The organism is Paraburkholderia tropica (genome assembly GCF_014171495.1).
Classification (GTDB): Bacteria; Pseudomonadota; Gammaproteobacteria; order Burkholderiales; family Burkholderiaceae; genus Paraburkholderia; species Paraburkholderia tropica.
Genome location: NZ_CP049135.1, coordinates 1,752,518 through 1,772,589 on the forward strand (window position 1 = coordinate 1,752,518; position 20,072 = coordinate 1,772,589).

Here is a 20,072-nt window from a genome sequence, read left to right on the forward strand (position 1 = left end):
GGATTCACGCCCATAAAAGACCGGCCTTCATGGCCGGTTTTTTATTTCCTCGTCGATTCGGCCACCATTCGGCCACCATTCGGCGCCGCTCAGCGCCATTCACGCGTCACGCAACCCCGCCCGAATTCATTTCGCCATTTTCTTCGCGATTTCGATGCGCTCTGAATCAGCGCGCTTACCCGTGATTGGCATTTATCATCAAACCTTTTTAAAATCGGCCGATATTACGATTGAACACAAGTGAGACGCAGCGATTCAAACGCGGCTCACCCACGCGCGAACCGGGCATTCAAAGAACATGCAGTACCAGAAAATCATTTCGATGGCGGCCGCATTCGGCCGCGGTCTGCTGTGCGCGCTGATCGCCTGCGCGATGCCGGGCCTCGCCTTCGCGGATTGCATCGATGACGCCGCTGCCTTTCAGCACGTCAACGTGAGCCTGATGCGCGCCATTGCGCAAGTGGAGTCGGGCACGCAAACGCGCGTCATCAACACCAACAGCAATGGCACGGTCGATATCGGCCTCATGCAGATCAACAGTTCATGGCTGCCGCGGCTCGCGCAGGAGGGTATTACCGAGCAGAGTCTGTTCGATCCCTGTACCAATGCTTATGTCGGCGCCTGGATACTCGCGGAAAATATTCGCCAATTCGGCCCGACATGGAATGCCATTGGCGCGTATAACTCCCCATCGGCGGATAAGCGTCTCGCGTATGCGCGTAAGGTTTATGCTGCTGCCCAATCGCTTTCCAGTTCGCCGGATTCGTCCATGCCTATTCTGCCGCCTTCATATATTCCGCCTCAGGACTACAACCCGTTTGCGAGTCTGGAGGTGAACCAGCCGCACGCGGGCGCCGCGCCGCGCGTGCCGACGGCGTTGATGGCGAAGCCCGGCTCGTCAGCGATCGCGTCAGCGCCGCCTGGCGCGTACAACTTCGGCTGGGCGGTGTCGGGCGCGGATGGTGCGAAACCCGTGCAGGTGTTCGACGACGGCGCGAAGATCTACGTCCAGTTCAGCGATATGAAGCGTGTGCCCGCGATCTTCGCCGATACGCCGCGCGGGCGTGTCGTGCTGCGTTGGGAAGCGCAGCCGCCGTATGCGGTGATCGTGTCATCGGAGCAGCGGCTCATTTTCCAGATCGGCGGCGCGGAGGCGACCGCGCAGCGAACCGGCACGCTGCCTCCATTGCCCACGCAATCGGCGGCGAATGGGGCAAGCAACGCGGCGGCCAATGGGGCGAGCAGCGCGGCGCCGTCGCCTGCGCCGCAAGCCGGCGCGCGCAACGCAGCCGATAAATCGGCCGACGCGCTCTGGTACGCGACCATGTCGCATCCGATTCCTGCGTCGTCAAAGGTTGCGGCGCAAGTCGAGCCGGTGGCGGTGACTGCGCCTTCGAATCCCGCACCGTCGAACTCCGCACTCGCACCCGCCTCGAAACCGGCCGCCTCGAACCCGGGCACCAGCGCGCTCTGGTACGTCACGAAGTAAGCCAAGCGGGCTAGTCCGTCGGATACGGCATTTGCCGTGTTGTAAGCGCCCCTAAAGCGAATGACTCGATGAATCTTATCGAGCCATTCGCTTTATTTATTTCGATATCCTGATGATTATCCGGTGTATATCGGATCACGCCGCAATCGGTCCGATCGCGCATCGAGTCCCGCCACCGTTCCGAAATCGCTCTGAAAGCATCGCCTGTTCCTTCGCAGGTAAATTGATCGTTCAATCAACATAAACCCCTGTTCTGCGCGTATTGCCGGCAGGTCTTGTCGTTTCCGCGCAATTGCTCGTCGCAATTGCTACGTTGACCGGCTTTTTGCCGGACGACCATGTGTCATGGGCTGCACGGCGTCGCGGCGGCCCGTCCATGCGGAACCGACCGACGCTGTGCAATCTCGAGGAGAACAAGATGTGCCGATTCCAGACACTGCAAGCCTGCGCGCTCCTGTTTGCCGCAGCCGCCTGTTCGAGCGCCTTCGCCGCTGATCCGGCTGAGTGCAAGGCCGTGCGTTTCGCCGATGTCGGCTGGACCGATATCGCTGCGACCACGGGCGTCGCCTCGACGATACTCGCGGGCCTGGGCTACGCGCCGACGAAGACGATCGCTTCGGTGCCGATCACGTTCGCTGGACTCAAGAGCAAGCAGATCGACGTATTCCTCGGTTACTGGTCGCCGACGATGGACCCGATCATCGAGCCGTTCAAGAAGGCGGGCACCATCAAGGTGCTGCAAACGCCGAATCTCACCGGCGCCAAATACACGCTGGCGGTTCCCGATTACGTCTATCAAGGCGGCCTGCATTCGTTTCAGGACATCGCCAAATACGCGGACAAATTGCAGGGCCGCATTTACGGCATCGAACCGGGCAACGACGGCAATCAGTTGATTCAGAAAATGATCGACGGCAATCAATATGGCCTTGGCAAATTCAAGCTGGTCGAGTCGAGCGAAGCGGGCATGCTTGTGCAGGTGAATCGCGCCGTGCGCGAGAAGCAGTGGATTGTGTTTCTCGGCTGGGAGCCGCATCCGATGAATGTGCAGATGAAGATCGACTATCTCGCGGGCGGCGATGACGTGTTCGGTCCCAATTACGGCGCGGCGCGCGTGCTCACGGCCGAACCGCCCGATTACAGCGCGCGTTGCCCCAACGTGGCGAAATTCGTTTCGAATCTGCAATTCACCACCGCCATCGAAAATCATCTGATGGTGCCGATCGCCAACAAGGAAGATCCCAACAAGGCGGCGGCCGACTGGCTCAAGAGCAATCCGCAAGTGCTCGACAAATGGCTGGCGGGCGTCACGACACTCGACGGCAAGCCCGGTTTGCCCGCTGTGCGCGCCTATCTCGGCGCGAACTGACTCGACCAGGCATCGAGCCGGGCGCGCCTCTTGCGAGTACGCGCGGCGGCATAGGGAGTCGGTGTGCGTGAAAAGCGCCTGCAAATACGTGTTGAATAGCGTGCGCGTCTGCATCTTCGCGCATTCGCTTTCACGCAGCGTCATGACCGTGCTTCCCGATTTCTCCCTATTGGCCCGGTGATTTTGGTTGTTTAGCGTTCAGCGAGAGGAGGAGGCAGATGGAGCAAGCGGGATTTCGTCCGCGCTCGGCCGACGAGGCCGGCGCTCGCAGCGCCCAGGGCCACGCATTGCAGCGCGGCCTCACGTGGAAAGACGCATTCTGGGTGACGAGTGGCGTGCCTGCGGGCGTGCTGTTCACGATCGGCGGTGTGTGCGCGACCATCGGTCAGCCCGCGTGGGCGATCTGGATTGCGTCGATCACGATGGGCCTCGTGCAGAGCGCAACGTATGCGGAAATTTCCGGACTCTTTCCGCATAAATCGGGCGGCGCGTCGGTGTATGGCGCGATTGGCTGGGTGCGCTACAGCAAGATGATTGCGCCCGTTTCGGTGTGGTGCAACTGGCTCGCATGGTCGCCCATGCTCGCGCTCGGCTGCGGACTCGCCGCGAATTACGCGCTCGCCGCCCTGTTCTCGCCCGATGCGGCGATCCTGCAATGGCGCTTGACGCTCGCGCATCTGGACTTCATCAAGCCGGGCCTCACGCTGCGCATCAACGCAACGTTTCTGATCGCCGCCGCGTTTCTGCTCATCACGTTTCGCCTCCAACATAGCGGCGCTTCGAAGGCCGCGAAGACGCAAAAGATACTCGGCATTGCTTCGCTCACGCCGTTATTGATCGTCGGTCTCGTGCCGTTCATTACGGGCGACGTGCCCGCCACGCATCTCTTTCCCTTGCTGCCACTCGGCCACGACGCGCACGGCAATCTCGCCGCATCGTTCTTCGGCGCATGGAACGGACAGGGCGTGGTGATGGCACTGGGCGCGATGTTCATGGCCGGTTGGGCCTCGTATGGCTTCGAAACGGCGGTGTGCTATACGCGCGAATTCCGCGATCCGCGTCGCGACACGGCGCGCGCGATCTTCTGGTCGGGCGCCCTGTGTCTCGTCGTGATGACGCTCGTTCCGCTCGCCTTCCAGGGCTCGCTGGGCATGCAGGCCATGCTCGATCCGCGCATTGGCGATGGCACCGGCGTAGGCACGGCGATGGCCACGATGGTGGGTGGCGGCGCATGGGTCGGCAATGCCGTGGTCGTCATGTTGATGCTGTCGATTCTGCTGATCGTCATGACGTCGATGATGGGATCGTCGCGCACGCTGTATCAGGCGTCGATCGATGGCTGGCTGCCGCGCTATCTTTCGCGCGTCAACGAGCACGGTGCGCCGACGGCCGCAATGTGGACTGATCTCGGTTTCAATCTCGTGCTGCTCGCCATGTCGGACTATATGACGGTGCTGTCGATTTCCAACGTCTGCTATATGTTGTTCGTGTTTCTCAATCTGCAATCGGGCTGGATACACCGCATGGATCGCGGCAAATGGGAGCGCCCGTTCCGCTGCCCGACATGGCTGCTCGCGCTGGGCGCGCTGTGCGGCTACGCGAATCTGGTATTCGTGGGCGCGGGCGCGAATCTGCAAGGCGAGGGCACGTTGCGCGATGGTCTGATTGCGATGCTGCTGATCGTGCCCGTGTTCGCGTTTCGTCATTATTTGCAGGACCGCGGGCGATTTCCGGCGGGAAGTGCACTCGATATGGAAGTGGTCGTGCCGAAGCGGAGCATCTGGTTCAATCTTGCACCGTATGGCGCGCTGATTGCGGCGGCGTTGACGATTGCGCTTTCGCATCATTGGGCCGCGAGCGTTTGAACTGTTTTGCGCCGTTAATGGCGTATTGAATCGCGCCGCGTCGAATCGGTTTTTGTCACCGATTCGACGCGGCGTCTTTTTATTTCCTCAGCATCATAAAAAATGCCGATGCTTCTCGCGAAGCTTCGGCATTTCTATTTAACGAACGATTGAGTCAGCGAATTGAGTTGGTGACTTCAAGACATCGCGTGTGCATGTCTCACGGGCCGGGTGGTCGTGCAATCCTTTGCGTCACCGCGCGCCGGTGAACCATTCGCGACGAAGTAGTCCGCTGTCGAACGCGCAAGCGGCTGCTTTCCGCGAATCTGGTCGGCAATCTTTTCGGCCATCATGATAGTCGGCGCATTGAGATTGCCCGTAGTAATGCGGGGCATGATCGACGCATCGACCACGCGCAAGCCTTCCAGCCCGTGTACGCGGCCTTCGTTGTCCACGACGGCCATGTTGTCGTAGCCCATCGCGCAGGAGCACGACGGGTGATACGCGGTTTCCGCGCGGCTGCGCACGAACGCGTCGATCTCCGCATTGCTTTTCAATTGCGCGCCGGGACTTAGCTCTTGTCCGCGGAAGCGGTCGAGCGCTGGCTGCGCGATGATCTCGCGCGTGATGCGAATCGCGTCGCGGAACTCGCGCCAATCGAGTGCTTCCGCCATATAGTTGAAGAGAATCGACGGATGCTCACGCGGATCGCGCGAACGCAGTTTCACGCGGCCGCGGCTGGGCGATCGCATCGAACCGACATGCGCCTGAAAGCCATGCATCTTGATCGCATTCGAGCCGTTGTAATTGATCGCGACCGGCAGGAAGTGATATTGAATATTCGGCCACGGATCGTCATCGCGCGTGCGGATAAAGCCGCCCGCTTCGAAATGATTACTCGCACCGACGCCGGTGCCGCGCAACATCCATTCGAGACCGATAGCCGGTTGATTGTGCAGCAGTAGCGCGGGATAGAGCGAAACGGGCTCCTTGCACGCGTACTGCATATACATTTCGAGGTGATCCTGAAGATTCTGCCCAACGCCAGGCAAGTCGAGCACGACCGGAATATCGAGTTCGCGCAGCCATGCACCGGGACCTACGCCCGAACGCTGCAAGATCTGCGGAGACGCAATCGCGCCCGCACACAGCAACACTTCGCGACGTGCGCGACGCGTGATGCGCGCATTGCCGTCCAGAAAAACCACACCGTTCGCGCGTTTCCCGCTAAAGAGAATGCGGTCGGTCACGGCGTGCGTGACGATATCGAGGTTCGAACGTTGCTTCGCCTGATCCAGATAGCCGCGCGCGGTGCTCGCACGCCGTCCTTTTGCCGTGACCGTGCGATCCATCGGGCCGAAGCCTTCCTGGCGATAGCCATTGAGGTCGTCGGTACGCGGATAACCCGCTTGCACGCCCGCCTCGATCATGGCTTCGAATAGCGGATTCACGCCGGGCTTGCTGGTGGTGACGTGAACGGGCCCGTCGCCGCCGTGATAATCGTTCGCGCCGATGTCACGCGTTTCGGCCTTGCGAAAATACGGCAGGCAATCCAGATAGCTCCAGTTTTCGAGGCCTTTTCGCTCGGCCCAACCGTCGTAATCGAGCGCGTTGCCGCGGATATAGCACATACCGTTGATCAGCGACGAGCCCCCCAATCCCTTGCCGCGCCCGCATTCCATGCGCCGGTTGTTCATATGCGGTTCGGGGTCGGTTTCGTAGGCCCAATTGTAGCGCCGCCCTTGCAGCGGATACGCGAGTGCCGCCGGCATTTGCGTCCGGAAATCGAAACGATAATCGGGGCCGCCGGCTTCGAGCAGGAGCACGCGAACATCGCGGTCCTCGGTCAACCGCGTCGCGAGCACATTGCCAGCCGAGCCCGCGCCGATGATGATGTAGTCATAGTCTTGCGCTGCCATGCCGGGCTCCCTCAAAAGACGGGCTGATACGGTCCCAGTTCGACCTGGACGGATTTGAGGCGCGTGTAATGTTCGAGTGTCGTGATGCCGTTTTCGCGGCCCACGCCCGATTGCTTGTAGCCGCCCACGGGCATTTCGGCGGCCGACTCTCCCCATGTATTGATCCAGCAAATGCCCGCTTCCAGGCGATGAATCACGCGATGCGCACGCGAGAGATTCTCCGTGACGACACCCGCTGCGAGTCCATAAAGCGTATCGTTCGCCCGCGCGATGACTTCTTCTTCATTGCTGAAAGTCAGCAGACTCATCACGGGGCCGAAGATTTCTTCGCGCACGATTTTCATCTCGTCGCGGCAATCGGCAAAGACCGTGGGGGCCACGTATTGACCGCGTGCGAAGTCGCCTTCAGTCAGCCGCGAGCCGCCTGCAATCAGCCGTGCGCCTTCGCGTTTGCCGCTGTCGATGAAGGCGAGCACCTTGTCCAGTTGCGCCGCGCTCGCGAGCGGACCGAAATTGGTGGACGGATCCGTGGGTTTGCCCACGCGAATGCGCGCCACGCGTTGCAGGACGCGCGATTCGAAATCGTCGCGTATAGATGCCTGAACGAAAACGCGCGTGCCATTCGTGCACACCTGGCCAGCACTGAAGAAGTTGGCCGTCACGGCGATATCGGCGGCGCGGTCGAGATCGGCGTCTTCGAACACGATCAGCGGTGACTTGCCGCCGAGTTCCATCGTCACGTCCTTGAGCGACGAGGCAGCCGCCGTGGCCATGACTTTCTTGCCGGTTTCCACGCCGCCGGTAAACGAAATCTTCTCGATGTCCGGATGATTGCTGAGCAGCGCGCCCACGCGGCCATCGCCTTGCACCACGTTGAAGACGCCGGGCGGCACGCCCGCTTCCAGATAGATCTCCGCGAGTTTCGCAGCGGACAGCGGCGTGATTTCGCTGGGTTTGAAAATCATCGCATTGCCGGCCGCAAGAGCGGGCGCCGATTTCCAGCACGCGATCTGGATCGGGTAATTCCACGCACCGATGCCCGCCGTCACGCCTAGCGGTTCGCGCCGCGTATACACGAACGAACTTTCGCGCAGCGGAATCTGCTGACCTTCGAGTGCGGGCGCGAGGCCCGCATAGTATTCGATCACGTCGGCGCCCGTGACGATGTCGACGGCGCGCGCTTCGGCGATGGGCTTGCCGGTGTCGTGCGTTTCGAGTTCGGCGAGCGAATCGTTACGTTCGCGCAGCAACTCGACAGCGCGGCGCAGGATGCGCGAACGCTGCATGGCCGTCATTGCGGCCCACACGCGTTGACCGTCGCGCGCGGATTGGACGGCGCGCTCGATATCGGCGGCGCTCGCCTGCTGCACGGTCGCGAGCGCTTCACCGGTTGCGGGGTTGAACGTTTCGAAGGTTTCGCCGCTGGTGGCGTCGACGTACGCGCCGTGAATGAAGAGGCGCTCGAGCGGGTAATGGGGCATCGCCAGGACTCCGTAGTCAGGCCGACTTGCGCGTGCGCGCCTTCGCGCGCGCGTCGAGCAGCAAGTCGATGTAATCGTTGGCCAGCCGCAAGGCGGCTTTCGTGTCGAAGGGTTCGCCGGTGGTCGCACCGCGCAGCCAGAGGCCGTCGATCATGGCGGCGAGCCCGGTGGCGGCGCGCCGCGACGCGGCACGCGGCAGGGCTTTTTCGAATTCCGCGCACAGATTCGAATACAGCCGGCGCGTATTCACGCGTTGCAAACGGCGCAGCGTGGGCTGATGCATGCTCTCGGCCCAAAACGCGAGCCACGTTTTCATGACCGGCGTGTTGACCTGGGAAACATCGAAATTAGCGGCGACGATCGCACGCAGACGCGCGCGTGGTTCGGGCTTCGCGGCCAGCCGGCGGCGCATGGTGGCTTCCCACAAATCGCGGAGCACATGGCGCATGGTGGCTTCGAGCAGCCCGTCCTTGCCGCCGAAATAGTGGCTCACGATGCCGGTCGAGATATTCGCGCGCTGCGCGACGGTCGCAAGCGTCGTACCCGACAAACCAGACTGGTCGATGGTCTGCAGGGTGGCATCGATGAGTTGGGCGCGACGCAGGTCGCGCATTCCGATCTTGGGCATGGTGATTCAGGACGCACGGGGAGGACTCCACTCTAATTATTTTTTATTGAATGATCAATCAATAAAAACGTTGCGCGCGCGCTGCGGCGCATTTTCAAAAGCGCGCGTCGGATTGTCGATGGTTGGGATCGTGCGCATCGTCTCGCGAGCCTTGCTGCGTATGGATTCGAGCGCTGCTTACAGGGGTACTCACGCATCAGGCATGTCGCGATAGCGCCAGTGCGCGTCGTGTGTGCGCAAGTTGCGCGCGATTTGGACGCTTACGTTTGCTCCGTCCGCACTGCTGCCCGGCGCGCTGCCAGGCCCTGAATTGCGGCACTTTTCAACCGTATCGCGAGTCAAGAGAAACCGACACCATGAGAAAAGCAAACGCACTGGTACTGACCGCAATCGCACTGGCGCTGTCCGCACTATCGAATTCGAGTCATGCGCAGAGCAGCGTCACGATGTACGGCATCATCGATGCGGGGGTGACGTACGTCACCAATGCAGGCGGCTCGCATCAAGTCAAATTCGACGACGGCATTTCGTACGCGAACCGTTGGGGCATCAAAGGCACGGAAGATCTCGGCGGCGGCATGAAAGCCGTTTTCGATCTGGAAAGCGGATTTCACCTCGGCAATGGCACGCTCGCGAATGGCGGCTCGCTATTCGGCCGCGCGGCGTATGTGGGTCTGCAGAGCGATTGGGGCACGCTCACGTTCGGCAATCAAATCGACATGACGCAGGAGATGGTCTATCTCTTCAACGTTACCGCGTGGGCGAGCGGCTACGCCATCAATCAGGGCGACTTCGACCGCATGAATGGCGACCATCTGCCGAACTCAGTGAAGTTCATGTCGAACACGTATGGCGGTTTCCAGTTCGGCGGCATGTATTCATTCAGCAATACGCCCGGCGATTTTCACACGGGCAGCGCGTGGAGCGTGGGCGCGCAATATCAGCACGGTGCATTCGCGATGGGCGCGGCTTATACGCAGTTGAATAATCCATCCGGAATTTACGGTTTCGATCCTTACGCGATGATCGGCGTGCATACCTTCTTCGGCCGCCCGACCGTGAGCGTCGATCCCACCACGGGCGCGGTCACCGATCTATACGCGGACAGCGCGTTTCCCGTCGATAAACAAGGCACATTCGGCATCGGCGCGAGTTATGTGATTGGCGACGTCACGCTGATGAGCGATTTCACCTATACGCAAATCAAGGCGTTTGGCGAAAGCGAACACATGCTCGTGGCCGAAGGCGGCGCCGACTGGCAAATCACGCCCGCGCTCGCGCTGATTGGCGGTTACCAGTACACGCACTTCGACGGCCATCACTGGAATCAGCTTTCGGCGGGGCTGCATTACGCGCTCTCGAAACGCACCGAAGTTTATCTGTCCGGCGACTGGCTGAAGGCTTCGCAAGGCGTCGATGCCGTGATCGGCTACAGCTTCACGCCGTCTTCGACCACGACGCAGGCCGATGTGCGAATCGGTATGCGCCATTCGTTCTGAAACTTTAATCGTTCGCCGCAGTTTGCGCGGTGCAGCAAATCGAATTTTCCGCACCAGGCCGGCGTCATGCCGGCTTGCGCTTTTTGACTGCGAATCATCGTCAAACCGCCCGGCCAGAAGCCCCGACGCCCCGTCTGGCGGGGCCGTCCACGCGCAATGGCGCTTTTGTTCTATCTGATCCGGGCGCCAATTTGGTCTACTGATTCCAACGTCACTCATGCCACGCCAAGCCGGAGAAGTCAGATGAATGTCAGCGTCTTCGACCTGTTCAAGATTGGGATTGGCCCGTCGAGCTCGCATACCGTCGGTCCGATGGTTGCCGCTTGCCGCTTCGTGTCCCATATCGAGGACGCCAATTTGCTGGCCTTCGTGCGTCGCGTGAAGGTCGAGCTGTACGGCTCCCTGGGCGCCACCGGCAAGGGCCACGGAACCGACAAGGCCGTGCTGCTCGGTCTCGAAGGGCATCTGCCCGATGTGATCGATCCCGATCAGATCGAACCGCGCCTTGCCGCGATTCGTCGCGAGAAGACCCTGATGCTGCTCGGCAAGCAGTCGATTCGTTTCGACGAAAAAGAAGGCATCGGTTTCTTTCGTCGCACGATGGGCGGCGCGAATACCTTGCATTCCAACGGCATGCGCTTTCAGGCTTTCGATGAAAACGGCCAGTTGCTGGTGGAGAAGGAGTATTACTCGGTTGGCGGCGGCTTTGTCGTGAATCGCGAGGGCGATCGCGTCAATGGCGTGCGCACGGCGCATGAGATGCCGTATCCGTTTCGCACCGGCGACGATCTGCTGCGCGTCTGCAATGAAAGCGGGCTATCCATTGCGGAGATTACGTTCGCCAATGAATGCGCGACGCGATCGCCGGACGAGGTGCGGGAAGGCTTGATGGCGATCTGGCGCACGATGGCTGCGTGCGTGGAGCGCGGCTGCAAGATGCACGGCCAATTGCCAGGTCCGATGCAGGTCAAGCGCCGCGCCGCCGATCTTTCCGTGCAATTGCGCGCGCGCTCCGAGGAGTCGTTGCGTGACCCGCTTTCAATGCTCGACTGGGTCAATCTCTACGCGATGGCGGTGAATGAAGAAAACGCCGCGGGCGGCCGCGTCGTCACCGCGCCGACCAATGGCGCGGCCGGTGTGATTCCCGCCGTGCTCCATTACTACGTGAAATTCGTGCCGGGTGCGAACGAAAAAGGCATCGTGGATTTCCTGCTGACCGCCGCCGCGATCGGCGTCATCTACAAGGAAACAGCCTCGATTTCAGGGGCCGAAGTGGGGTGCCAGGGCGAAGTGGGCGTCGCCTGTTCGATGGCCGCCGCCGCGCTCGCGGCCGTAATGGGCGGCACGCCTTTGCAGGTCGAGAACGCCGCCGAGATCGGCATGGAGCACAACCTCGGCATGACGTGCGATCCCGTCGGCGGCCTCGTGCAGATTCCCTGCATCGAGCGCAACGCGATGGGCGCGATCAAGGCGCTGAACGCCGCGCGTATGGCGCTCAAGGGCAATGGCCAGCATTACGTCACGCTCGACAACGTCATCAAGACGATGCGCGAAACGGGCGCCGACATGAAGACGAAATACAAGGAGACGTCACGCGGTGGACTCGCCGTGAACGTCATCGAATGCTAATGGAAACGCGCAAACGGAAACACGCAAAGGGGTCTGCGAGATGAGCCGCTATTCGATATTCAGTCTGTTCCGCAACGGGTTGTCGTATCACGAGAACTGGGAGCGGCAGTGGAGAAGTCCCGAGCCGAAAAAGGAGTACGACGTGGTGATCGTCGGCGGCGGCGGACATGGTCTCGCGACCGCGTATTACCTCGCCAAAGAACACGGCGTGAAGAATGTCGCCATTCTGGAGAAAGGCTGGATTGGCGGCGGTAATACCGCGCGCAATACGACCATCGTGCGCTCGAATTATCTGTGGGACGAGTCGGCCGCGCTTTACGAAAAAGCGATGCAGCTGTGGGAAGGTCTCGCACAGGATCTCAACTACAACGTGATGTTCAGTCAGCGCGGCGTGATGAATCTCGCCCATACGCTGCAGGACGTGCGCGATACAGAGCGCCGCGTGAATGCGAACCGGCTCAACGGCGTGGACGCTGAATTCCTCACGCCGGAACAGATCAAGGAAATCGAGCCGACGATCAATCTGAATAGCCGCTATCCGGTGCTGGGCGCGTCGATTCAGCGCCGCGCGGGCGTGGCGCGTCACGACGCTGTGGCGTGGGGCTTCGCGCGCGGCGCGGACCGTGCCGGCGTGGACATTATCCAGAACTGCCAGGTCACGGGCATTCGCCGCGACGGCGGCCGCGTGACGGGCGTCGATACGGTGAAAGGCTTTATCAAGGCGAAGAAAGTGGCCGTGGTCGCCGCGGGCAATACCACCACGCTCGCCGATATGGCCGGCGTGCGCCTGCCGCTGGAAAGCCATCCGTTGCAGGCGCTCGTTTCGGAGCCGATCAAACCGGTCGTCAATACGGTGATCATGTCGAACGCGGTGCACGCCTATATCAGCCAGTCCGACAAGGGCGATCTCGTGATTGGCGCGGGCGTCGATCAGTACACCGGATTCGGCCAGCGCGGCAGTTTCAATATTATCGAAGGCACGTTGCAGGCGATCGTCGAAATGTTCCCGGTCTTTTCGCGCGTGCGCATGAATCGCCAGTGGGGCGGCATTGTCGACGTCTCGCCGGACGCCTGCCCGATTATCAGCAAGACCGATGTGAAGGGCCTGTATTTCAATTGCGGTTGGGGCACGGGTGGTTTCAAGGCGACGCCGGGTTCGGGCTGGGTCTTTGCGCACACCATTGCGAACGACGAACCGCATCCGCTGAATGCGCCGTTCTCGCTCGACCGTTTCTACACCGGTCATTTGATCGACGAACACGGCGCTGCCGCCGTGGCGCATTAACCGCACACAGGATAGACACATCATGCTGCTGATCGAATGCCCCTGGTGCGGGCCGCGCGCCGAAATCGAATTCACCTGCGGCGGCGAAGCGGAAATCGCTCGCCCGCTCGATACCGACGCGCTGAGCGACAAGGAGTGGGGCGATTATCTGTTCATGCGCCACAATCCGCGCGGCGTGCATAAAGAGCAATGGCTGCATGCGCAAGGTTGCCGCCGCTGGTTCATGGCGACGCGCGATACGGTGACGTACGAGATTCAAAGCTACGAGAAGTTTGGCGCGGGCAATCACGCGAGCAACGAAAAAGATCTGGAAAAAGGGAGCGCACAGCGATGAGCCAGAAGAACCGCCTCGGCGCCGGTGGGCGCATCAACCGCGCGATTCCGCTGACGTTCACGTTCAACGGTCGCACGTATCAGGGTTATCAGGGCGACACGCTCGCTTCCGCGCTGCTCGCGAACGACGTGCATTTCGTGGCGCGCAGTTTCAAATACCACCGTCCGCGCGGCATCGTCACGGCGGACGTGGCCGAGCCGAATGCCGTCGTGCAACTCGAGCGCGGCGCGCATACCGTGCCGAATGCGCGCTCGACCGAGATCGAGTTGTATCAGGGGCTGGTGGCGAATAGCGTGAACGCCGAACCGAACCTCGAAAACGATCGCATGGCGATCAATCAAAAGTTCTCGCGCTTTTTGCCCGCGGGCTTTTACTACAAGACGTTCATGTGGCCGCGTAAATGGTGGCCGAAATACGAAGAAAAGATTCGCGATGCGGCGGGTCTCGGTAAATCGCCTGAAGTGCGTGACGGCGATCGTTACGACAAGTGTTTCGCGCATTGCGACGTGCTCGTGATCGGCGGCGGCCCGACGGGTCTGGCGGCCGCGCACACGGCCGCGTTGAGCGGCGCGCGCGTGATGCTGATCGACGATCAGCGCGAACTCGGCGGCAGCCTGCTCGGCTGCAAGGCGGAGATCGACGGCAAGCCCGCGCTGCAATGGGTCGAAAAGATCGAAGCCGAACTGGCCGCCATGCCGGACGTGAAGATTCTCTCGCGCAGCACGGCATTCGGCTATCAGGATCACAATCTCGTGACCGTCGCGCAACGGTTGACCGAGCATCTGCCGGTGTCCACGCGTCACGGCACACGCGAACTGCTGTGGAAGATTCGTGCGAAGCGCGTGATTCTCGCCACCGGCGCGCAGGAGCGTCCGGTTGTATTCGGCAATAACGATTTGCCGGGCGTCATGCTCGCGTCGGCGGTATCGACTTATCTGCATCGCTATGGCGTGATTCCGGGCCGTAATGCGGTGGTGTTCACGAATAACGACGCGGGCTATCGTTGCGCGCTCGATCTCAAGGCGTGCGGTGCAAACGTGACGCTCGTCGATTCGCGCACACAAGGCAGCGGCGCAGTGCAAAGTGCCGCGCGCCGCCAGGGCGTGAAGGTGATGAACAATGCCGCGATCATGACGGCGCACGGCAAACTGCGCGTGAATGCCGTGGACGTGGTCGCGTATGCGAACGGCAAAACCGGCGCGAAGCAGGCAACGATTCCGTGCGACCTCGTGGCGATGTCGGGCGGCTTGAGCCCCGTGCTGCATCTGTTCGCGCAATCGGGCGGCAAGGCGCTCTGGAACGACACGAAAGCGTGTTTCATGCCGGGCAAGCGCGTGCAGCCCGAAGTCAGCGTGGGCGCGGCGGTCGGCGAATTCAGTCTGGCGCGCGGCCTGACGCTCGCGGTCGATGCCGGGCTCGACGCGGCGCAAAGTCTCGGCTTCAAGCTCGCGCGTCCGAATGTGCCCAAGGTGGCGGAATTGAGCGAATCGCCGCTCGAGCCGCTGTGGCTCGTCGGCAGCCGCACGGAAGCGTCGCGCGGCCCGAAGCAGTTTGTCGATTTCCAGAATGACGTTTCGGCGGCCGATATTCTGCTGGCCGCGCGCGAAGGATTTGAATCGGTCGAACACGTCAAGCGTTATACGGCGATGGGTTTCGGCACCGATCAGGGCAAGCTCGGCAATATCAACGGCATGGCGATTCTCGCGGCGGCGCTCGGCAAAACGATTCCGGAAACCGGCACGACGACGTTCCGCCCGAATTACACGCCGGTGACGTTCGGCACCTTTGCGGGCCGCGAACTCGGGGACTTTTTCGATCCGGTGCGCAAGACCTGCGTTCACGAATGGCACGTCGAGCACGGCGCGTTGTTCGAGGACGTGGGCAACTGGAAACGCCCGTGGTATTTCCCGAAGGGCGGCGAAGATCTTCACGCGGCGGTGAAGCGCGAATGTCTCGCGGTGCGTAATGGCGTCGGCATACTCGACGCGTCGACGCTCGGCAAAATCGATATTCAAGGACCGGACGCGGCGAAACTGCTCAACTGGGTGTATACGAATCCGTGGAGCAAACTCGAAGTCGGCAAATGCCGCTATGGCCTCATGCTCGATGAAAACGGCATGGTGTTCGACGACGGCGTGACGGTGCGCCTCGGCCCGCAGCATTACATGATGACGACCACGACCGGCGGCGCGGCGCGCGTGCTCACGTGGCTCGAACGCTGGCTGCAAACGGAATGGCCCGATATGAAGGTGCGGCTCGCTTCCGTGACCGATCACTGGGCGACCTTCGCGGTGGTCGGCCCGAAGAGCCGGAAGGTGCTGCAAAAGGTTTGCGGAGATATCGACTTCGAGAATGCGGCGTTTCCGTTCATGTCGTATCGCAATGGTACGGTCGCGGGCGTGAAATCGCGCGTCATGCGCATCAGCTTCTCGGGCGAACTCGCTTATGAAGTGAATGTGCCGGCGAATGCGGGGCGCGCCGTGTGGGAAGCGTTGATGGCCGCGGGCGCCGAATTCGACATCACGCCTTATGGCACGGAAACGATGCACGTGCTGCGGGCGGAGAAGGGTTACATCATCGTCGGCCAGGACACCGATGGTTCGGTGACGCCGTTCGATCTCGGCATGGGCGGTCTGGTTTCTCAAACCAAGGACTTCCTGGGCCGCCGCTCGCTCAAGCGTTCCGATACGGCAAAAGAAGGGCGTAAGCAGTTCGTCGGTCTGCTCACCGACGATCCGCAATTCGTGCTGACCGAAGGCAGCCAGATCGTCGACGAAAACGCGCGCGCTCGAAACGACGGCACGACGCCCATGCTCGGTCATGTCACGTCGAGTTATCAGAGCCCGATACTCGATCGCTCGATTGCGCTCGCGGTAATTAAAGGCGGTTTGGACAGGATGGGCGAACGCGTGGTGATTCCGCTCGCCGATGGGCGGCGTGTGGGCGCGAAGATTGTCAGCCCGGTTTTCTACGACATCGAAGGGGTGCGTCAGCATGTGGAATGAAACGAGAGATCCGATGCCCCTCGCGGAGCGTGCCGTGAGCGTGAATCTGGAGTCGCCGTTTATCGGCGTGGAAGATCTGTTGAAGGTGCAAGATGCACGCGGATCGAAGGCCTTCGCGATGCGCGAGCAGCCGTTTCGCGATCTGGTGAATGTGCGCGGCGAATTGAGCGATGCAGCTTTTGTCGAGGCATTCGAGCGGACGGTCGGTTGCCGTCCGCCCGCCGCGCCGAATACCGTTGCGCGCAGCGCCAATTACGACGTGCTGTGGCTCGGCCCCGACGAATGGCTCGTGCGTTCGAGTGCGCCTGTGCCTGCGGGTGTGCTCGAAGCGAAACTCGCGCCGGAAATTGGCGAATGCTACGCGGCGGCCGTCGACGTCGGCAGTGGCTATACCGTGGTCGAAGTCGAAGGCACGCGTGTGCGCGACGTGCTGTCGCGCGGCTGTCCGCTCGATCTGCATCCGTCGCTGTTCAAACCGGGGCAATGCGCGCAGAGCCTGTATTTCAAGGCCTCGATCGTGTTGATTCCGATTGCGGCGGATCGCTACGAACTGGTCGTGCGACGCAGTTTCGCCGATTACTTCTGCCGCATCATGCTCGATGCCGCGGCATCGCTCGCGCCATGAAGATCGTCGATGGCACCTTCGACAATGCGCCTGCATGCGGGCGCGGCTGGAGCGTGTTCGTCGACGCGCTCAGTGTGCCGGCGCGTATCGGCATTCATCCGCATGAACACGGGCAGCCGCAGCCGCTCGTGATCGACGCGCAGCTCGGATATGGCCGCGCGCCGAAAGAGGAAGGCGACTGGATCGATTACGAAAGTTGGTGTGCGCGCATCGCGGACTTTCTCGCGCACAAATCCCATACGCGTTTGCTCGAAACGCTGGTAGCCGATGTGGCGGCGCTGTCGTTTCGCGAATGGCCCGCGCTCGAGACGCTCACGCTGGCCGTGCACAAGCCGAAGATCCGGCCCGGCACGCGCCGCGTGGGCGTATCGCTCGACTGGACGCGTGCGGATTATCTGCAATGGAACGCAACGGCAGCGCAGATGCACGCGCACGCATAGCCACTTCGTGGTGCAGTTGAGTGTCGGCGTGGTGCAAACGCGCGTCGGGTTTTGCATGGTTTGAAGAGGGCACACGGCGCTACGCTCGAATCATCGCCGTTGCAGCGCGTGCGCAAAGACGCAGCGGCGCTTTTCATCAACAACGAAACGGAGACAAGCGATGAGTGGCAATCGAGGCGTCGTGTACATGGGCCCGGGCAAGGTCGACGTGCAGAAGATCGACTATCCGAAGATGGTGGATCCGAGCGGCCGCAAGATCGGTCATGGCGTGATTCTCAAGGTCGTCAGCACGAATATCTGCGGCTCGGATCAGCATATGGTGCGCGGTCGTACGACGGCGCCAGTCGGCCTCGTGCTCGGCCATGAAATCACGGGCGAAGTGGTCGAGATCGGCAACGATGTCGAAACGCTCAAACTCGGCGATCTTGTTTCCGTGCCGTTTAACGTCGCGTGTGGACGCTGCGCGATGTGCAAGGACCAGAATACCGGCGTGTGCCTGAACGTGAATCCGTCGCGTGCGGGCGGCGCGTATGGTTATGTCGATATGGGCGGCTGGATCGGCGGTCAGGCCGAATATGTGCTCGTGCCGTACGCCGATTTCAATCTGCTCAAATTCCCGGATCGCGATCAGGCGATGTCGAAGATTCGCGACCTTACCTGTCTCTCCGACATTCTGCCCACGGGCTATCACGGCGCCGTGACGGCGGGCGTGAAGCCGGGTTCGACGGTCTATATCGCGGGCGCGGGACCGGTCGGCATGGCGGCGGCCGCATCGGCGCGGCTGCTGGGCGCGGCCTGCACGATCGTCGGCGACATGAACGCGGAACGTCTCGCGCATGCGAAAGCGATGGGATTCGAAGTCGTCGATCTGTCGAAAGACGCCACGCTCGGCGAGCAGGTCGAGCAGATTCTCGGCAAACCCGAGGTCGATTGCGCGGTCGATTGCGTGGGTTTCGAAGCGCATGGTCACGGCGCATCGGGGCATGCGGAAGAGGCGCCCGCAACCGTGCTCAATTCGCTGATGGAAATCACGCGGCCCGCAGGCATGATCGGCATTCCCGGTCTTTACGTCACCGACGATCCGGGCGCGCGCGATCTCGCCGCGCAACACGGCAGCCTGAGCATCCGCTTCGGCCTCGGCTGGGCGAAATCGCATACGTTTCATACCGGTCAGACGCCGGTGCTCAAATACAACCGCAATCTCATGCAGGCGATTCTGTTCGACCGTTTGCCGATTGCGAAAATCGTTAACGTCTCGGTGATTTCGCTCGACGAAGCGCCGCAAGGCTATAAGCAATTCGATGGCGGCGCGCCGCGCAAGTTTGTGATCGATCCGCACGGCTTGCTGGCCGCGTGATCGGAAGCATTCGATTTATTTGCGCCCTCGCGCAATAAAAAACGGGCAACCGGTTTAAAGCCGGTCGCCCGCTTTGCGTTGCCTGAACGCATGGCATCGCTAGACGTGTGCGCTGAGCATCGGCAATAAGGGCTTCGGTGTATCCGCGCCCGAAAGCGGCGCGAGGCGCTTGCGACGCTCGCCGGTGGGCGCGCTGCCGAATGCGTCGCGATAGCTCTTGCTGAAATGACACGCCGACTGAAAGCCGCAGGCCATCGTGATCTGCATGATCGACATATCGGTTTGCAGCAGCAATTCACGCGCGCGGCGCAGGCGCAAGGTCAGATAGTAATGCGTGGGCGTCATGCCCAGATGCTCGTGAAAGAGTCGCTGCAATTGCCGTTGCGACATATTCGCGAGCCGCGCGAGGTCCTCGCGCGAAAGCGGCTCCTCGATGTTGTTCTCCATGAGCGAGATGACTTCGAAAAGCGATTTGTTCGCGGACCCGAGTCGCGCCACGAGCGGCATGCGCTGCTGCGCGCTGGTGTCGCGAACGTGCTCGACCACGAACTGTTCGGCGATCTGCGTGACGCGCGCCGTCCCCACGCGCGTGGTGATGAGATTGAGCATCATGTCGAGCGGCGCGACGCCGCCCGTGCAGGTCACGCGGTCGCGGTCGATCACGAATAGCTCTTTGAGAAAGCGCGTAGACGGAAATTCCTCCTTCAGCGCCGACATGTTTTCCCAATGAATCGCGCATGCATAGCCGGCCAGCAGTCCGGCCTTGGCGAGCGCATAGGTGCCGGTGCACAGGCTGCCCAGCACGACGCCCGAGCGTGCGAAGCGACGCAATACGGCAAGATGCGCCGCGGTGGTCGCGCGCTGCACGTCGACACCGCCGCAGACGAACACGATATCGGGCTGGCCCGCGCATTCGGCCGGGCCGCTGTCGATGGACAGGCCGTTGCTCGATGCGACCGGGCCGCCGTCCGGGCTGATGATCGACCAGCGGTAGAGGGGTTGCCCGCTAAGGTAGTTAGCCATGCGTAGCACTTCGATGGCGTTCGTGAACGCGATCATCGTGAAGTCGGGCAGCGGCATGAACGCGAAGTGCGCTAACGACGCTGTGCGGTCGGGCAACATGTGGGGGGCCATTCCTTGTAGTCGGCAGCCTGAGAAGGCCGGGGTC

15 protein-coding genes are annotated in these 20,072 nt (G+C 61.5%); 11 read left to right on the top strand and 4 right to left on the bottom strand.

Annotated features, from left to right (window positions below):
• The first annotated feature begins 298 nt into the window (after window positions 1-298).
• The 3 genes from G5S35_RS22645 (at window position 299) to G5S35_RS22655 (ending at window position 4,723) form a co-directional block, all read left to right on the top strand.
• A complete protein-coding gene (locus G5S35_RS22645) occupies window positions 299-1,489 on the top strand; it encodes a lytic transglycosylase domain-containing protein (RefSeq protein WP_183039074.1) in 1,191 nt (396 codons plus the stop codon).
• A 418-nt stretch (window positions 1,490-1,907) separates the two neighbouring features.
• Entirely contained in the window at window positions 1,908-2,858 is a 951-nt protein-coding gene (locus tag G5S35_RS22650) for a choline ABC transporter substrate-binding protein (RefSeq protein ID WP_065060026.1), read from the top strand.
• 218 nt (window positions 2,859-3,076) lie between these two features.
• Window positions 3,077-4,723: a trimethylamine N-oxide permease gene (locus G5S35_RS22655; RefSeq protein WP_124260464.1), complete on the top strand. Its 1,647-nt coding sequence runs from the start codon at window positions 3,077-3,079 to the stop codon at window positions 4,721-4,723.
• A gap of 176 nt (window positions 4,724-4,899) precedes the next feature.
• On the opposite strand, the gene betA is transcribed toward G5S35_RS22655, so the two are convergent.
• From betA to betI, 3 genes are read right to left on the bottom strand one after another with little or no spacing between them, the layout of a single operon-like run.
• Window positions 4,900-6,621 carry a choline dehydrogenase gene (gene betA, locus G5S35_RS22660; protein ID WP_124260465.1) on the bottom strand — a complete coding sequence of 574 codons (1,722 nt, stop codon included), beginning with the start codon at window positions 6,619-6,621 and terminating at the stop codon, window positions 4,900-4,902.
• 11 nt (window positions 6,622-6,632) lie between these two features.
• The gene (gene betB / locus G5S35_RS22665; protein ID WP_183039075.1) at window positions 6,633-8,102 is read right to left on the bottom strand and encodes a betaine-aldehyde dehydrogenase; all 1,470 of its coding nucleotides are present in this window, start codon (window positions 8,100-8,102) and stop codon (window positions 6,633-6,635) included.
• 16 nt (window positions 8,103-8,118) lie between these two features.
• Complete coding sequence (gene betI, locus G5S35_RS22670; protein ID WP_065059945.1) at window positions 8,119-8,730, bottom strand: transcriptional regulator BetI; 612 nt, start codon at window positions 8,728-8,730, stop codon at window positions 8,119-8,121.
• 356 nt (window positions 8,731-9,086) lie between these two features.
• Between betI and G5S35_RS22675 the strand changes: the two genes are divergently transcribed.
• From G5S35_RS22675 to fdhA, 8 genes are all read left to right on the top strand, one after another.
• A complete protein-coding gene (locus G5S35_RS22675; protein WP_065059944.1) occupies window positions 9,087-10,229 on the top strand; it encodes a porin in 1,143 nt (380 codons plus the stop codon).
• 243 nt (window positions 10,230-10,472) lie between these two features.
• A complete protein-coding gene (locus G5S35_RS22680; RefSeq protein ID WP_176080148.1) occupies window positions 10,473-11,858 on the top strand; it encodes an L-serine ammonia-lyase in 1,386 nt (461 codons plus the stop codon).
• Window positions 11,859-11,898: 40 nt separating this feature from the next.
• The gene (locus G5S35_RS22685) at window positions 11,899-13,143 is read left to right on the top strand and encodes a sarcosine oxidase subunit beta family protein (RefSeq protein ID WP_065059942.1); all 1,245 of its coding nucleotides are present in this window, start codon (window positions 11,899-11,901) and stop codon (window positions 13,141-13,143) included.
• Between the two features lie 22 nt (window positions 13,144-13,165).
• On the top strand, window positions 13,166-13,477 hold the full coding sequence (locus G5S35_RS22690) for a sarcosine oxidase subunit delta (protein ID WP_065059941.1): 312 nt from the start codon (window positions 13,166-13,168) through the stop codon (window positions 13,475-13,477).
• The gene (locus G5S35_RS22695; protein ID WP_183039076.1) at window positions 13,474-16,482 is read left to right on the top strand and encodes a sarcosine oxidase subunit alpha family protein; all 3,009 of its coding nucleotides are present in this window, start codon (window positions 13,474-13,476) and stop codon (window positions 16,480-16,482) included. The genes G5S35_RS22690 and G5S35_RS22695 overlap by 4 nt, the downstream gene beginning before the upstream one ends.
• On the top strand, window positions 16,472-17,107 hold the full coding sequence (locus G5S35_RS22700; RefSeq protein WP_074982569.1) for a sarcosine oxidase subunit gamma: 636 nt from the start codon (window positions 16,472-16,474) through the stop codon (window positions 17,105-17,107). Before G5S35_RS22695 ends, G5S35_RS22700 begins: the two co-directional genes overlap by 11 nt.
• Window positions 17,104-17,547 carry a dihydroneopterin aldolase gene (locus G5S35_RS22705; RefSeq protein WP_074982567.1) on the top strand — a complete coding sequence of 148 codons (444 nt, stop codon included), beginning with the start codon at window positions 17,104-17,106 and terminating at the stop codon, window positions 17,545-17,547. Before G5S35_RS22700 ends, G5S35_RS22705 begins: the two co-directional genes overlap by 4 nt.
• 160 nt (window positions 17,548-17,707) lie before the next feature.
• A complete protein-coding gene (fdhA, locus tag G5S35_RS22710) occupies window positions 17,708-18,904 on the top strand; it encodes a formaldehyde dehydrogenase, glutathione-independent (RefSeq protein WP_183039077.1) in 1,197 nt (398 codons plus the stop codon).
• 99 nt (window positions 18,905-19,003) lie between these two features.
• Here the strand turns inward: fdhA and G5S35_RS22715 are convergent, their stop codons facing one another.
• Window positions 19,004-20,026 (bottom strand): GlxA family transcriptional regulator, encoded by a 1,023-nt coding sequence (locus tag G5S35_RS22715; protein WP_065059936.1) that lies wholly within the window; start codon window positions 20,024-20,026, stop codon window positions 19,004-19,006.
• Window positions 20,027-20,072 lie beyond the last annotated feature (46 nt).

Excerpts from the sequence above, each read along its gene's own strand:
- G5S35_RS22645 (WP_183039074.1), top strand. The coding sequence starts at position 299 with ATGCAGTACCAGAAAATCATTTCGATGGCGGCCGCATTCGGCCGCGGT.
- G5S35_RS22650 (WP_065060026.1), top strand. The coding sequence starts at position 1,908 with ATGTGCCGATTCCAGACACTGCAAGCCTGCGCGCTCCTGTTTGCCGCA.
- G5S35_RS22655 (WP_124260464.1), top strand. The coding sequence starts at position 3,077 with ATGGAGCAAGCGGGATTTCGTCCGCGCTCGGCCGACGAGGCCGGCGCT.
- betA (WP_124260465.1), bottom strand. The coding sequence starts at position 6,621 with ATGGCAGCGCAAGACTATGACTACATCATCATCGGCGCGGGCTCGGCT.
- betB (WP_183039075.1), bottom strand. The coding sequence starts at position 8,102 with ATGCCCCATTACCCGCTCGAGCGCCTCTTCATTCACGGCGCGTACGTC.
- betI (WP_065059945.1), bottom strand. The coding sequence starts at position 8,730 with ATGCCCAAGATCGGAATGCGCGACCTGCGTCGCGCCCAACTCATCGAT.
- G5S35_RS22675 (WP_065059944.1), top strand. The coding sequence starts at position 9,087 with ATGAGAAAAGCAAACGCACTGGTACTGACCGCAATCGCACTGGCGCTG.
- G5S35_RS22680 (WP_176080148.1), top strand. The coding sequence starts at position 10,473 with ATGAATGTCAGCGTCTTCGACCTGTTCAAGATTGGGATTGGCCCGTCG.
- G5S35_RS22685 (WP_065059942.1), top strand. The coding sequence starts at position 11,899 with ATGAGCCGCTATTCGATATTCAGTCTGTTCCGCAACGGGTTGTCGTAT.
- G5S35_RS22690 (WP_065059941.1), top strand. The coding sequence starts at position 13,166 with ATGCTGCTGATCGAATGCCCCTGGTGCGGGCCGCGCGCCGAAATCGAA.
- G5S35_RS22695 (WP_183039076.1), top strand. The coding sequence starts at position 13,474 with ATGAGCCAGAAGAACCGCCTCGGCGCCGGTGGGCGCATCAACCGCGCG.
- G5S35_RS22700 (WP_074982569.1), top strand. The coding sequence starts at position 16,472 with ATGTGGAATGAAACGAGAGATCCGATGCCCCTCGCGGAGCGTGCCGTG.
- G5S35_RS22705 (WP_074982567.1), top strand. The coding sequence starts at position 17,104 with ATGAAGATCGTCGATGGCACCTTCGACAATGCGCCTGCATGCGGGCGC.
- fdhA (WP_183039077.1), top strand. The coding sequence starts at position 17,708 with ATGAGTGGCAATCGAGGCGTCGTGTACATGGGCCCGGGCAAGGTCGAC.
- G5S35_RS22715 (WP_065059936.1), bottom strand. The coding sequence starts at position 20,026 with ATGTTGCCCGACCGCACAGCGTCGTTAGCGCACTTCGCGTTCATGCCG.